This window comes from Chengkuizengella sp. SCS-71B, from assembly GCF_040100845.1.
In the GTDB taxonomy this organism is placed as follows: domain Bacteria; phylum Bacillota; class Bacilli; order Paenibacillales; family KCTC-33759; genus Chengkuizengella.
This window is the reverse complement of sequence record NZ_JAZHSH010000001.1, coordinates 2,371,553-2,386,909: the sequence shown is the minus strand read 5'-3', so window position 1 is coordinate 2,386,909 and position 15,357 is coordinate 2,371,553. Positions and strand designations below refer to the sequence as shown.

Annotated in this window: 14 protein-coding genes; 9 read left to right on the top strand and 5 right to left on the bottom strand. The window is 31.3% G+C overall.

Features of this window, described 5'->3' with window-relative positions; translation table 11 throughout:
- Positions 1-228: 228 nt before the first annotated feature.
- Together VQL36_RS11605 and VQL36_RS11600 are read left to right on the top strand one after the other, a co-directional pair.
- Complete coding sequence (locus VQL36_RS11605; protein ID WP_349249467.1) at positions 229-1,419, top strand: glycine C-acetyltransferase; 1,191 nt, start codon at positions 229-231, stop codon at positions 1,417-1,419.
- Positions 1,420-1,448: 29 nt separating this feature from the next.
- Positions 1,449-2,405, top strand: a complete 957-nt coding sequence (locus tag VQL36_RS11600) for an L-threonine 3-dehydrogenase (RefSeq protein WP_349249466.1) — start codon at positions 1,449-1,451, stop codon at positions 2,403-2,405.
- Positions 2,406-2,675: 270 nt separating this feature from the next.
- Here VQL36_RS11600 and VQL36_RS11595 read toward each other — a convergent pair whose 3' ends face one another.
- The 4 genes from VQL36_RS11595 to VQL36_RS11580 form a co-directional block, all read right to left on the bottom strand.
- Positions 2,676-3,446, bottom strand: a complete 771-nt coding sequence (locus VQL36_RS11595; RefSeq protein ID WP_349249465.1) for an amino acid ABC transporter ATP-binding protein — start codon at positions 3,444-3,446, stop codon at positions 2,676-2,678.
- A gap of 13 nt (positions 3,447-3,459) precedes the next feature.
- Entirely contained in the window at positions 3,460-4,665 is a 1,206-nt protein-coding gene (locus VQL36_RS11590) for an amino acid ABC transporter permease (RefSeq protein ID WP_349251172.1), read from the bottom strand.
- A gap of 9 nt (positions 4,666-4,674) precedes the next feature.
- Positions 4,675-5,853: an ABC transporter permease subunit gene (locus tag VQL36_RS11585; RefSeq protein ID WP_349249464.1), complete on the bottom strand. Its 1,179-nt coding sequence runs from the start codon at positions 5,851-5,853 to the stop codon at positions 4,675-4,677.
- 94 nt (positions 5,854-5,947) lie between these two features.
- Positions 5,948-6,991: an amino acid ABC transporter substrate-binding protein gene (locus VQL36_RS11580; RefSeq protein WP_349249463.1), complete on the bottom strand. Its 1,044-nt coding sequence runs from the start codon at positions 6,989-6,991 to the stop codon at positions 5,948-5,950.
- 590 nt (positions 6,992-7,581) lie between these two features.
- On the opposite strand from VQL36_RS11580, the gene VQL36_RS11575 reads away from it, so the two are divergent.
- The 3 genes from VQL36_RS11575 (at position 7,582) to VQL36_RS11565 (ending at position 9,254) form a co-directional block, all read left to right on the top strand.
- Positions 7,582-7,944: an IDEAL domain-containing protein gene (locus VQL36_RS11575; RefSeq protein WP_349249462.1), complete on the top strand. Its 363-nt coding sequence runs from the start codon at positions 7,582-7,584 to the stop codon at positions 7,942-7,944.
- A gap of 65 nt (positions 7,945-8,009) precedes the next feature.
- Entirely contained in the window at positions 8,010-8,417 is a 408-nt protein-coding gene (locus VQL36_RS11570) for an Rrf2 family transcriptional regulator (RefSeq protein WP_349251171.1), read from the top strand.
- Between the two features lie 234 nt (positions 8,418-8,651).
- Positions 8,652-9,254 carry a TetR/AcrR family transcriptional regulator gene (locus tag VQL36_RS11565; RefSeq protein ID WP_349249461.1) on the top strand — a complete coding sequence of 201 codons (603 nt, stop codon included), beginning with the start codon at positions 8,652-8,654 and terminating at the stop codon, positions 9,252-9,254.
- A 642-nt stretch (positions 9,255-9,896) separates the two neighbouring features.
- Here VQL36_RS11565 and VQL36_RS11560 read toward each other — a convergent pair.
- Positions 9,897-11,426, bottom strand: coding sequence for a hypothetical protein (locus VQL36_RS11560; RefSeq protein ID WP_349249460.1), 1,530 nt, complete (start codon positions 11,424-11,426; stop codon positions 9,897-9,899).
- Between the two features lie 452 nt (positions 11,427-11,878).
- Between VQL36_RS11560 and VQL36_RS11555 the strand changes: the two genes are divergently transcribed.
- From VQL36_RS11555 to VQL36_RS11540, 4 genes are all read left to right on the top strand, one after another.
- Positions 11,879-13,072: a hypothetical protein gene (locus VQL36_RS11555; protein ID WP_349249459.1), complete on the top strand. Its 1,194-nt coding sequence runs from the start codon at positions 11,879-11,881 to the stop codon at positions 13,070-13,072.
- A 582-nt stretch (positions 13,073-13,654) separates the two neighbouring features.
- Entirely contained in the window at positions 13,655-14,035 is a 381-nt protein-coding gene (locus VQL36_RS11550) for a hypothetical protein (protein ID WP_349249458.1), read from the top strand.
- Positions 14,036-14,130: 95 nt separating this feature from the next.
- Positions 14,131-14,625 (top strand): hypothetical protein, encoded by a 495-nt coding sequence (locus VQL36_RS11545; RefSeq protein ID WP_349249457.1) that lies wholly within the window; start codon positions 14,131-14,133, stop codon positions 14,623-14,625.
- A 62-nt stretch (positions 14,626-14,687) separates the two neighbouring features.
- Complete coding sequence (locus VQL36_RS11540; RefSeq protein ID WP_349249456.1) at positions 14,688-15,347, top strand: hypothetical protein; 660 nt, start codon at positions 14,688-14,690, stop codon at positions 15,345-15,347.
- Positions 15,348-15,357 lie beyond the last annotated feature (10 nt).

Genomic DNA, 15,357 nt, shown 5'->3' with positions numbered 1-15,357 from the left:
ATTTGTGAAAAGGTTAATAGTAGCCCTATTTATAAAATTTTTTACTAAAATGTCCATATAGGGTAAACAAATTATTAATTATAGTATATAATAAAACTAATAAAAACTTTGGTATAAAAGAGTTGAAGCGATTTTAATAAAACCTTACATGGTGTCCACCACATATGGATTTTTGTATTTATCTAGATTACAAAATATAATAATGAATTGATGATGGAGGTACAAGGTATGTCAAGTAACGTTTTACAGGATTTTTTAAAACAAAATTTGGATGATTTAAAAGAAAAGGGTTTATACAATGAAATAGATCCACTTGAAAGTTCAAACGGACCCGTCATTAAAATTAGTGGAAAAGAACTCATTAACTTATCCTCTAACAATTATTTGGGATTAGCAACGGATGAACGTTTAAAACAAGCGATGTTTGAAGCAATTAAGGAATATGGGGTGGGAGCAGGAGCTGTCCGCACTATAAACGGTACTTTTAAACTACATTTAGAATTAGAAGAAAAAATAGCAAAATTCAAACACACTGAAGCTGCTATTGCTTATCAATCTGGATTTAACTGCAATATGGCTGCCATATCAGCTGTCATGGATAAAAACGATGCTATATTGTCTGATGAATTAAATCATGCCTCCATTATTGATGGTTGTCGTTTATCCAGGGCAAAAATTATTAGAGTAAACCATTCCGATATGCTTGATTTAAGGAATAAAGCAAAAGAAGCTAAGGAATCTGGACTATATAATAAAATCATGGTGATCACTGACGGCGTTTTTTCAATGGATGGAGATATAGCCAAACTTCCTGAGATTGTTGAAATTGCTGAAGAATTTGATCTAATTACATATGTTGATGATGCTCATGGATCAGGAGTTTTAGGAAATGGAGCAGGAACAGTCAAACATTTTCAATTGTCAGATAAAGTAGATTTTCAAATTGGTACTTTATCAAAAGCGATAGGGGTAGTAGGTGGTTACGTAGCTGGTAAAAAAGATCTTATAGATTGGTTAAAGGTACGAAGCAGACCCTTTTTATTTTCCACTGCACTGACACCAGCTGATATCGCAGCAAGTATTAAATCCATCGATATTTTATCAGATAGCACTGAACTGCAAGAGAAATTATGGGAAAATAGCGAGTACTTGAAAAAAGGATTAACAAAACTTGGTTTTGATATTGGAGAAAGTGAAACTCCTATTACTCCATGTATTATCGGTGATGAATTACAAACGCAACAATTTAGCAAACGTCTTTACGAAGAAGGAGTTTATGCTAAATCCATTGTTTTTCCCACTGTACCAAAAGGAACAGGTAGAGTACGAAATATGCCAACAGCTGCGCATACAAAAGAAATGTTAGATCAAACTTTAGCCGTTTATGAAAAAGTAGGCAAAGAAATGAACTTGATATAAATAATACATTTAGAAAGGAGGAGAAATGGATGAAAAAAATTCTGATCACTGGAGCTTTAGGTCAAATTGGCTCTGAACTTGTATTAAAATTAAGAAAACTCTATGGAGCAGATAATGTGATTGCAACAGATATACGTAAAAATGATAGTATTGTGGTAACATCTGGTCCATTTGAATTGTTAGATGTAACAGATGAACAAAAAATGTATCAAATCGCGAAAAAGTATGAAGTTGACACCTTAATTCATTTGGTCGCTTTATTGTCAGCAACGGCGGAACAAAAACCATTACTTGCATGGAATTTAAATATGGGAAGTTTAATGAATGCACTAGAAGTATCTAGAGAGTTGAATTTACAATTTTTCACTCCAAGTTCAATAGGAGTTTTCGGCCCTACAACACCAGCAAATCATACACCTCAGGATACGATTTTAAGACCAACAACGATGTACGGAGTAAATAAGGTTTCTGGTGAGTTATTGTGTGATTATTACTTTCAAAAATTTGGGGTAGATACAAGGGGATTACGTTTCCCTGGACTTATATCCTATGGCACATTACCAGGGGGAGGGACTACAGATTACGCTGTAGAGATTTTTTATAGTGCAATAAAAAATCAGAGTTATACTTCATATATAGATAAAGGGACTTATATGGATATGATGTATATGCCAGATGCCATTCAATCTATTATTGACTTAATGGAAGCAGATTCTTCCAAACTTGTACACAGAAATGCATTTAACGTTACAGCGATGAGTGTTGCTCCCGAAGATTTTGCGAATGAAATTAAGAAATACATTCCTACGTTTACGATGAATTATCAAGTTGATTCCATTAAACAGTCTATTGCTGAAAGCTGGCCAAATTCAATTGATGCAACTTGTGCCAAGGAAGAATGGGGTTTTAAAGCTGAATATGATCTGTCAAAATTAACAAAAGATATGCTTGAAAAAATAAATAAAAAGCAGTTGTCTTTCTCTTAATTTGAAAGAATGAGGTAATAGAAGTGAATAGATGAAGTTCATGGAAGCTCAGAGCGGACACGATTTTTTCCACTTGGAATTTGGAAAATATAAAAGTGAACTAAGATAATAATACAAAAAAGAGGCTGGGACAAAACCCAATTAAAATGAATAAATCGCATGAAATCAATTTAATAATCCTTGATTTCATGCGATTTTATTTATGCGTATTTTTATGCAAAAATCAGTTAGTTTTCAACTTATATCCGAGCCTCTTCTATTCAAATAACACTATAAAATTTGAGATAAGAACAATTTCGTCCGTTCATGTTTGGGATTGTCAAATAGCTCTTCAGGTGTTCCTTCTTCAATAATTTCTCCATCATCGAACAAGATGATACGATCTGCAACCTCTCTAGCAAAGTTCATCTCATGAGTAACAACTAACATGGTCATACCTGATTTAGCCAATGTTTTCATAACATCTAGAACTTCTTTAATCATTTCAGGGTCTAGTGCAGAGGTGGGCTCATCAAATAACATGATTCTTGGCTGCATAGCTAATGCTCTAGCAATAGCTACACGCTGTTGTTGCCCGCCAGATAACTGACCAGGGAATTTATGTGCTTGCTCAGGTATACCTACTCTTTCTAATAATTCCATTGCAACTTTTTCAGCTTTCTCACGTTTCCATTTGCGAACCCATATTGGAGCTAGGGTAATATTTTTAATAATTGTCATATGAGGAAAGAGATTAAATTGCTGGAATACCATACCCGTTTCTTTACGTATCTTATCAATATTTGATACATCATGAGAGAGATTGATTTCATCAACGATAATTTCACCTTTTTGGAACTCCTCTAAAGCATTGATAGTTCTAATAAATGTTGATTTACCTGAGCCTGAAGGTCCAAGAATAACAACTACTTCACCTTGCTTTACGTTAACATCTACATCCTTTAACACATGAAGTTTTCCAAACCATTTATTTAAGTCCTTAACAACTATAATGTCTTCGCGTTCTTCTAGTGGTTTTTGTAAGTTCTTTTCATCTAACATATTGAGCCCCCCATTAACGATTTCCTACACTGAGTGATTTTTCTAATCTGCGACTCACATGAGCCATTAAGTAGCAGAAGATAAAGAATACAACTGCACCAAATACTAAAACCTCTAAATCTAAACCGATATATTCTGGTTTTGCGATTATAGATAAACCAATTTCTAAAATATCCAATAATCCAATAATTAGGACAAGTGTCGTATCTTTGAATATTGCAATATATTGACCTACAATAGCTGGAATAACAGCTTTTAATGCTTGTGGTAAGACGATGAAAATCATCATGTAAGTTGAGTTTAAACCCAAAGCCTGAGATGCTTCGAATTGACCTCTTGGAAGTGATTGTAAACCACCTCTTACATTCTCAGCCATGTAAGCTGCGCTAAACATAGTTAAAGCTACCATTGCCCCTATTACATCATTAATTTCAAAACCCCCAGTAAACAATGGAAGCATAAACTTAGCCATAAATAATACGGTGATCAATGGGATTCCACGAATGACTTCTATATAAATAACGCAAAAATATTTAACTACGGGTAATTTACTTCTTCTGCCTAAAGCTAATAAAATTCCTAATGGAAAGGAACATACGATAGCAACTAAAGCTAGAAGGATGTTTAACATAAATCCGCCCCATAGATTCGTACTTACTGATGGTAATATTCCAAGACCATTAATGAAGAATATGAGGAAAGGAAAGGATAGGAACCATCCAAAAAATGTAATTTTCTTAACCTTTGGAAATCTATGACCTATATAAAAGAAAGAAAGTAAAGTTACTAAGTTAGCAACAATCCATAAACGAGTTGAAAGCTCAATAAATGGAAATAACATCGATACAAATAGTAATCCTCCAATGGTAAAGGCTATGCTATTCATTACCCCTTTACCAAATCCCCAAGATAATCCCAGTAACGCATGGAAAAATAAAAGTAGCGTCCAAATTCTCCAGACCTCTTCTTCAGGATATCGACCAACTAATAAGAATTTTAATTCATTCGTGACCACATGCCAGTTAGCATCAAAGAATACCCAGGAGAAAGCACCTTTAAGAATAAAATAAGAAATTATTGAAATAATAACCGTTAATAAAGTATTAGACCAGCTACTAAACAAATTTTGTTTTAACCAACCACTCACTCCAATTGAAGCTTTAGGTGGTGCAGATTCAGTCTTTTTATGAGTTTTCTCTACATTCATTTGTTCATTCATATTTTGCACCTACCTTTCCACCAGTTGGAATTTTTTATTGAAAATGTTCATTATTATTGAAGTGATTACACTTAAAGTTAAATAGACTAGAATAACTAGAGTAATATTTTCAATGGCTCTTCCTGTTTGATTTAAAACTGTTCCACTTACGTAAACCAATTCAGGGTAACCAACTGCTACGGCTAAACTTGAGTTTTTAATTAAATTTAGATATTGGCTTGTTACTGGTGGAATAATAATTCTGATCGCTTGTGGAAATATAACTTTACTCATTGTTGTGCTATTTTTCAATCCAAGTGCTTTTGAAGCTTCAACCTGACCTTTAGAAATAGCTTGAATCCCACCACGGACAATTTCGGCTATATAAGTTGAAGTATATACAACAAGTGCAATTAAAATTGCTTTAAATTCAGGAGTGAGTATATAACCACCCTCAAATAATCTGCCGTTTATACTTGGATTATCAAAAGTAAATGGGGCAGTTCTTGTGACTATTAAAGCAATAATCAGTGTTCCAATGAATACAGTTAAAGACCACAAACCAGAACGTGTATTGTTACCAGTTTCAATTTGTTTTTTCATTAAACGCGATCGAACAACAACGGCTGTTATTAATCCTACAAAAAACAAGATAATCCATAGAGTAGATCCAGATGTAGCATTAAACCATGGCAGTGCAGTTCCCCGATTACTTATAAAAATTGGTCCAACCTTAAATTGTTCTTCAATCAATGGAAGTGGAAGGATGACAGCATAATACCAAATAAAAATTTGTACTAAAAGAGGGGTGTTTCTAAAAATTTCAACATATACTGTTGCTATTTTATTTAACAACCAGTTCTTAGATAACCTTGATATTCCAACGATAGTTCCAACAATACTTGCCAATATTATACCTATAATCCCTACCCTAATCGTATTTACTATACCAACCAAATAGGCTCTAAAATAAGAATCTTGTGGTCCGTATTCAATGTGGTTTTCACCTATATCAAAAAAAGCAGTGTTTGGCAAAAAGTTAAAACCAAATTCAATACCTAGCTTGTCCAATCCATTCATAGCGTTTGTAAAAAGAAATGAACCAATAAAGAGTACGAGAACTACGAAAACGATTTGCAATAGAATTGGAATAATTCTAGTATCACGCCAGAAAGGTGTAGCTGTTGTAGTTGATCTATTTTTTTTCATCTATTCGACACCTCACAAAATGTATAAAATAAGGCCTGCTCAAAGTTAAACTATAAGCAGACCTATTAAAAATGAATTTTGAGCTAAATGTACATTAACGGAATGGAGGTGAGTATAGTAATCCACCGTTTGTGTATAGATCATTTAGTCCACGATCTAAATTAAATACTGTATTTTTACCTAAATGGCGCTCAAAGATTTCTCCATAGTTACCTACTTGCTTGATTGCTTGATACGCGAAGTCATTATTAACTTCAAGCTGTTCTCCAAGATTACCATCTGTTCCTAACAAACGTTGGATAACTGGATCTGTACTATCTAAGAAAGAATCTACATTTTCAGAAGTAATACCTAATTCTTCAGCTTGAATCAGAGCATTTAATACCCATCTTGTTAAATCACCCATTTTATCGTCCCCACCTGCAACAACAGGACCTAATGGTTCTTTTGACATTGTATCGTCTAGAATCTTGTATGCGTCAGCATCCGCTATTGTAGATAGTCTAGAAACTAATCCTGATTTATCTGTTGTAAATGCATCAACAGAACCTGCTTCTAATGCTGCAATTGCCGCTTCTTGGTTATCGAATGTAACAGGCTCATAAGCAACATTAAGTTTAGCCATTTGGTCAGCAAGGTTTAACTCAGTTGTTGTACCTGTTTCAACTGCAATTCTCATACCATTCATATCAGTTAAAGTGTTAACACCACTATCCGCTCGAACCATCATACCTTGACCATCATAGAATGTAACTCCAGCAAAGTTTAATCCTAAGTCTACATCACGAGAAGTAGTCCAAGTAGTGTTACGTGATAGTAAGTCAATAGATCCAGTTTGAAGAGCAGTAAAACGCTCAGAAGCTGTAAGAGGTGAGAATTCTACTGCTTCAGCTTTACCTAATATAGCAGCGGCAACAGCTTTAGCAAAATCAACATCAAAACCTACATAGTCCCCACCTTCTAAATAACTAAATCCTGGTAGCTCACCATTTACACCAGCGTTTAACGTTCCTCTTTCTTTAATTTGATCTAGTACTGATAATGAGGATTCTGTACTTTCATCACTACTTGAACAACCAACTAATGCGATAGAAGCTAATAAAAATACACTTAATAATACCAAAATATTCTTTTTCATTTTTTTCCCCCTATAACTTCATAATTTTAGTAACATTATGATTATCATATTTCTATAGTTCAACTTTATGTGAAAATGTATAAATATTTATTTAAAACACTCACATAATACTTACATTGAATGATAAGAAATAGTAAAGAAATGTCACTTCTGTATACTAATATAATACAGTAATTCATATTTTACAAGATAATTTGAGTGATATAAATGTAACACCTTTATATAAAAGCGCTTACATTTAGTTGTAAAAAAAATGATAATGGAAAAATATGATATTGTAATTTTATAAGCATACAGTTAGTTTAAATTATTATAATATAAGAGATACAAGAACACAATGATATTTTTGTGTAAAGTAATAACAAATCAAAAATTTTATGCATAAAAAATGATTAATTTAATTGTTTAAATATAATTAGAATAGAGTAGTTTATGCACTTTTAGAATAATGACCATTGACAATTCACTTCTGTAATGATTATAATTACAGTATAAAATAATGAGTTAGGAAAGATGTAAATTTTTTTATTCAAACTGTTATATAATTTATTACAGTATTTAATTTCAAATCATTGAAAGGGGAATTTATAATGAAGTTATTTAAAGTAGGGGATTGGGTAAAAGGGGTTAGTAAAGAAGATGAGTTCTTTATCGGATATGTAGAACGAGTAAAAGATACATTAGTCAATATATATATTGTACAAAGCGATAACCCTCACTTAATAAACCGTAAAGTTAAAACATCAACTAATAAAATTACTGCAATGGAACCATCTGACATGTATTTTGAAGGAAATATTTTAAATCTAATCGATATTGCTTTGATAGAAAAAAATGAAGATGATTTTTTAAAGTATACGAATCAGCTTCATGAACTAAGATCAATTCATGAAAAAATGAATAACCTAGAAGAAATTAATTTTACTAGAGGCGAGGGATCTCATCGAATATAATTAGATTGACAACGATAAAACAACTCGATAAGATTAGCAGTGTAACAAAGGAGGAGCACTATAAAATGAACAGTGAATTTACATTAGCTGTACACAGCTTAGCTTATCTTTCGATATTACCAGATAAAATGTCTACTAGTGATTGCCTCGCTGAAAGTGCATCAGTTCATCCAGTGAGAATACGGAAAGTATTAAGTATTCTTAGGAAGCATGGTTATATAAAATCAAAAGAAGGTGCTGGAGGAGGGTTCATTTTAAATACAGACCCTAGCGATATTTCATTAAAAGATATTTATAAGATGACCTCCAAAGGTGCTTTACAACCAAAATGTTCAAAAAAAAATGAACATTGTATAATTGGAGCAAATATGCAAATTGTGTTAAATGGCATTTTTTCAGATGGTGAGCAACACCTCTGTGAGTTTTTAAGTCAATACACAATTGAAGACATTATAAACAAAGTAAAGTCCTAACTGTTTAATCTGATAAGAGGTTAGTAATTGATCCGTAAGATATGCTGTTCTTTCTACCTTTCTAAACAGACCGAAATATTTTCATTTTAAATTTTACAGTGTTTTATTACTAAAATAAATAAAACCTAGTAAATTTATATGGATAGTTTTAAATGATTGTATTATGATAGTAATAACCATACTATGTTTTAGGTCATTTTTCATTTTGGGACTGATAGAAGGGAGTTAACTAACTTGGAAACTGAGATCAATACTAGGCAGCGTATTCTAATCGCAGCGGAAGAATTATTTTCAAAAAAAGGGTTTGAAAAAGTCACTATTAGAGAAATAGGTAAAAATGCAAACTGCTCTCATGCAACGATATATTTTCATTTTAAAGACAAGAAAAACATTTTAGAAAAGCTAGCTGTAGCACCAATGAAAAAGTTGTTGTATGATTTAAAGGAAATTACAAAAAGTGATGATATAGATTCAAAAGAGAAATTAATGAGGATTTGTAAATTGCATCTACAGTTTGGTTTATCTAACGTATATTTGTACAAGCAATTTTTTTCTGCGGGTTTTAAAGCTGACTATTCAGAAGTATTTTCTGATGAATGGGATAAGTTTAAATTTGATATCTATGATTTACTTTTTAATGATTTTTTTCCAAATCATTTTAAAACCTCAGATCACAACCAACTTGTTTTAAACAGTAAACTTTTGCATTATCAGGTGCATGGAATTATAGTGGTTCACATTGCAGCTGGAAATTACTTCTTAAAAGAAGAAGGAGATTTAATTTCTTTAATTGAACAGACTGTCCATAATTTCACTCTAACTAGTATCCCATCTTGATTTAAATATTTTTTATTGAATAACTTCTTTGCTAAATTAAAAGCTATAGCTGGAAATTAATGATTATCAAATCCTATAACAAATACCCGTACCTAAAATAATAGGTGTGGGTATTTGTTTATTTAGAATTAAATTTTCCTTTTAAATAATAAATCAGGAATATTTTTTACTAATAGGGAATACTATGTTATACTACTACAGTAAAGTGATATAGGAATTTTCATTTTTCTGAAAACTTTTGAAAACTTTTGAAAAATATTCAATTTTTTTAAAAAAAATTTGAAAAATATATGAATTTTTTGTGGAATGTAGTTGTTAAAGACTTAAGAAAGGTATATAATAAATTAAGCTGATCTACCTTTGGTAGAATAGTGGAATTATTTAAACAGTCCGTTATACGAGGGAAATAACGGACTGTTTTTTTTATAACTTAAAAATTTTTAAAATTTCAAATTCTAAGTTTCAACAAAAACTACCTCTAAAGAAAACTAAATGATTGGCAAGTCTAGAATCGTTAGTTGCCCTTATACTATCTACATTTTAATTATTTAATTTATGATAGTGTAAAGAAGAATTCAGCTACCACCTCGAGAGACTCCGATAGGAGTTTTTGTTCTATGCAACATCACTGTTAAATTTGTTTTATTGAGCATATGACTTTACAGCGGTTCTATAGAAAACTTCACCATTTTCAGTAGTACCAACAATTTCGTAAGTTACATTGGTTGATTCAGAGTTAATTGTATTTATTATATCTGGTTTTAAACCTTTGATGTTCTTTTTCTTTTTATTTATCTTTATCTTTTTATCAATCTTTAATTTCTTTACTTTTTTAGATTTATCTTTTTCTTTGTTTGGTTTTTGATTTGCTTTTTCTTCTAACTCTGACCATTTTAGATCAAGCGCATTTGATCCTTCGAAATTAGTAATAATTAGAAAAGCATCTTCTTGTGAACTGTTCATAGTGATCGTCCAATCACCTGCAACAGGCTGGTCTATTATAAATGTTTGATTATAACTGCCTTTGAAAATATGGTTTACATCGGATGATTTAAATTGCTTTGCTTTTTTTGTATATTTTTTTCCTTCTGGAGAGGTAAGAGATACATCAACAAGCTCTTCACTTGTTAATATTTGAAAAGCAACTTGGTTATTACCTGATTCCACTGGAATTACTTCTTCAATAGATTGATTTATAGGTAGAGTATTCCCACGTATTAATTGTTCGGGTACATAGGTTGACTGATTGTTTGCTTCGTCTATAGAAAATGAAGGAGGGGAGAAAGAGTTCAAATTGTTTAAAATGACATCCATGTTTTCATAAGAAATATATCCCATACGAACATTATCGTGATCTACGTCATCTCCACCGCTAAAAAAGTGTATCCCATAAGGTAGCTGAGTGCTCGATACTGGTACTAACCCATCACTATCTTCACATAAATATAATCCACCAAACCAAAGTGCTGAGAATATAGGACCCCATCCAGTACCAGAAGCAGTGTAATAAGTATTTTTTAAAGCGTTTTCATGATTGTCCGTCAATAACCTGAATTTTTCCATTTCGCCTACTTGCATAGAATAAGTTCCATCATCTGTCTGTCCAATTAGATCTGCTAACCAGTTTGCCCACCAGCTATAAGCCAAGTCTGCTGTAGGTGTTCCATAATGAGGAGTGCTAAGCGTAATCACATCATCAACATAGGGCCAAGCGTCGTAATGTATTAATGCAGCTTGTGTGTCCACTCCACCTTTACTGTGTGAAACAATATTTACTTTTTCACCAAAATGATCATGTATTTCCTTTAACATCTCTGCAAGCATTTGACCATTATCCCACATATCAGCTGCATCTCCACCCGTTGCATCCACTAACTGCACAAATGCAGTACGATAGCCATTCGAATAGAAATAATCATACATATCATTTTCTCCGTAATATACTGTTTCTTCCCACCAATCTCTTGCATTTCCATGTAATCCTTGAACAAATACGATGGGGGACTTACTTTCATCAATTTCTAAAGGTTCGCCACCCAAATACCAGGTGCCTGGTACATCTTCAACATTTACTGGTGCTGGAGCCCTATTTATACTTGACCCACTAGCTGAAACGAATGATACTGATGATACAATCAAAAGTAATACTAAGAAGAGGATAACATATTTCATATACTCATCTCCCTTTTAATCATACTTAACTCCATTATAATTAATGTATAGTATTTAGTAAATATGTTATATTTTTACACGGTCAGGTTATTTAATTTATGAAGTGAACAATATAGGACGAAAGACTATTTGAGTTATTGGATAAAAACACATATGTTGAAAAAGTGAATTATTATAGTAGTATAGGAGTAGAATAGATCTGACTTTATTTTTTAAGTGGCAAATAAAATGAAATTTAATAATGAAATTCCTAATTTAATCCATATTTTACTTCTGTGAATTACTAATTTACATAATTTACATAAAAAAATACCAGTAAAAGGTTATATTTATAAATAATATATGGTATTATGTATAATAAATAAGAACAAATGTATTAGAGTATAAAATAAAATGATTTTATCAATGTAAAATATAATCTGTAAATATTATGAAGGGATAGGTGTAGTTTTATGAAAATATATCGCAAGGAGTTAGAGAATGTTACCATATCTATTCTGAATGATATTAAGAACAATCAACAAATGATTAATAAACTTAAAAATCGAATGATTACACATGGTATGTTGAGTGGTGAGGTAATTAGAATCATTTCAAATCCTGAGAAAATCAAAGATTTAAGTATCGGTATGCTCTATTTATTTATCATTCAGTTGCATAGTGTTACAGAAGATGAGCTCATTCATCCTAATATGTTAGGTTTATACAACTGTGAAATAAAATCAAAATTTTTGACTAAACTATCTGACAAATCTCAATACATCTATTTAAGAGTGTTTGAAATAAGTGCTGAAGTAGAAGTTGCTCGTGATACAGATTTATTTGATTTAGGACTAGATGACATTGAAATCATTTTATACTCATTGAGACCACTTACAACAGACGCAAGCCATGTGAATGGAAGAATCGTAACTTCATATATTAACTGGTCCTTACAACATGGATATAGTAAAGGAAACAAAAATGAATTAAGTGAGAAAAAAGTAAAATGGTTTGATCAATTTGTATATGATAAGAACCTTCAATTATATTTCAATGATAGTACAATACGTAAAATCGAAGATGATTGCCTGAATTATCAAGATATGGTCATTGTTCGATTATTGTTTGAAGGAGTACAAGGTAAATCTTTATCTGAAATTAGAAATATTCAAAAGGGAAATATGGATTTTAACACGAACACGGTACAGTTAAAAGATGAAAATGGAAATGAGCGGACAGTAAAGTTGAGTGATAGAGCGATCTCCATCATAGAGCGTGCATTCCAACAAGAAACATATATTAAAAAAAATGGCCAGATGGAAGAAGATGACCATATGAGTGATAAAACGAAATTAGTAGAAAATGATTACCTCATTCGCAGCTCATTAACAAAAACAACAAGTTATGAGAAAGAGGTTGAAAAGATGGTCGTATATCGTAGAATACAAACTATAGCTAAAACATTAGGAATTGAATGTTTAACAGCGAAAAACATTGTTCGTTCAGGAATGATTTATGAAGGAAAATTAATCTTAGAAAAAAAAGGTATATTAGAAAAGGAAGACTATCAAAAAATCTGCGATAAATTCGCGATGCCTAAACAAAATTGGTATCCTCTTAAAAAATTTATAAATGAAAAAACGATTGCCGAATTATATAATTAAAAGAACAGCATAATCTGGGTTATGACACCCTTTATTAAACTTCTATGCATATTGCTTTGATCACAATCTCAGATTCAAGAGGATCAACCAGCGTAATATATGTTGGTTGTTTTTTATTTCGTATAAACGATGCAGGCTTGTCATTTCATTCAAGAAAAATTGGCTAAATTAAATCTATTTATCATGTGTTAAATATAATTAAAGTAGATTTAATTTATAAAGTTATATAAGAAAATGAAAAAGAAATACTTTGAAGATGTATCATTATTAGGATTTTATATGAAAACTTTATCCTAAATTAGTAAATTAACTGTTGACAAGTGTTAAATATTATCAGATAATGGAAATACAAATAAATATCTTTTATATACTGAATAAAAAAGTACAAATATAAATTCTAATGAGGGAGGTTTTTGATGTTTTATTAATAAAATTAATATTAAGTTAATAAGAGATAAATAAAATAAAAATACATGTGTGCTACTTGACTTACAATTAATGCCATGCTAAAATTCAAATACAGAACACATGTTCTATTTTGTTCTCATTAAACTTTTTCGAAAGGAAGGGGTAAAAATAGGGATGGGAAAATGGGTATATATAAAAAAGAATGCAGATAAAAAGTGGGATCATATTTACAATACCAAAGAGGGGGCTATTAAAGCAGGTCGACAATTTTATAAAAATTCAAAACAATCGTTTCAAATCGGAGAATTATCTGAAGTATATATATGTGTTAATGGGGATCAGGTCATTGATCAAGTATGTAACGATGTTTCTGAACAGAGCAACTATTTTTCTAGGGAATGGATTCAATACATTGATGATTGTCAAATGTCTGATTTAAACACTTTGCTTACGAAAGTATTTAATAAATGGTTACATGATACGTTTAAAGGAATAGATGAGGATGAGAAACCAAGTTTTAATAATCTTGAGCGAATTGAAACTATATCATTTTAATATGAAATCTATTGCAATGATTTGTTTAGTGTTATATAAAATTAATTTAAACCCTAATAAAAACCTAAAAATATCAAATGGAGAGGATTGAAAAGGTGAAAATGATAAATTTATTAAATCAATTAGAAAAATTGCTTACAACAAAAATTAAAGAAAATGCACTACAATTAAATGTATTTGGATATTACGAGGTTTTGCTTCAGATAGAAGAATTAAATAAGATAATAAATGATATTGAAAACTATACATATCGACTTACTTTTGAAAAGGCTGAGAGCTCAGGATACTCTGGTGGAAAGATCAATATATTCCTTCTAAATGACAATGAAGTGCCTAAATATATTTATCAAATCAATTTAAGTAGGGATCGGATCGACCCTGGAGTTATCATACAAAAAATTGAAGACATGTCTTCATATAAAAGTAGTGATCATAAAGACTGGTGGGAATCAAAAGAACTGTTCGAGGAAAAATATGCACGAATAAAACGTGAGAATAAAAAAAGCAGAATTTGTGAAATCAATGAAGAAATTAAGAAATTAATATTAGAAAAAGAAGAGCTGCAAGGACTAGAATTTAACCACATCTAAAGATATAGAGGTGGTTGTATCTACATGGAGAACTCCAACAGGAGAGTTGCTAGGGTATTTAGATGAAAATGGAAAGATCATTACTTACAACTAAAGATTTCAGAAAGGGGATGTTTTCCATCACAAGCTCTAAAACCAATTTACATGAATTAAATCTATCTGATCCGAACGTGATTCAGTGGTTGATTTTATATCGAGATCAAATAGATATTTATTTCAATTCCAATGCAAACCGTTTTTTTGACCAAGCTGGAGATGTCAGAGAACTCAATCAAGAACTTATAAACACATATATTTATTTAGATAACATCATACAAGAGTCGCAATTGACTGATGAGCAGCTTGCTTTGTTAAAACTACTTTTCATGGGGTACACCTTATACGATGTTGCAACTTTACATCATAGCGATGTTCCTGTTCGTAAGATCAAACGAAAATTTGAAAGGATTTGCAACATCATATGGACAACAAATACATCCAAATGGAATCGTTGGGTACATCAGCATGTGCTGCACACACAATTAAAACAATGTAAAACTTGTCTGTACCAATTACCAAAAGTAAAATCCCATTTTAGAAAAAGATCAGATCACAAAGGAGATGGATTTTATAATGTATGCAGAGCTTGTGAGAAAAGAAAAAGAAATCAGAGAAAAAGAAGTGACACACAATTTGGTAAAAACAATGCTGAAATTAACAAACTTAGTAGAAACACATTATAGGAGTTAAATA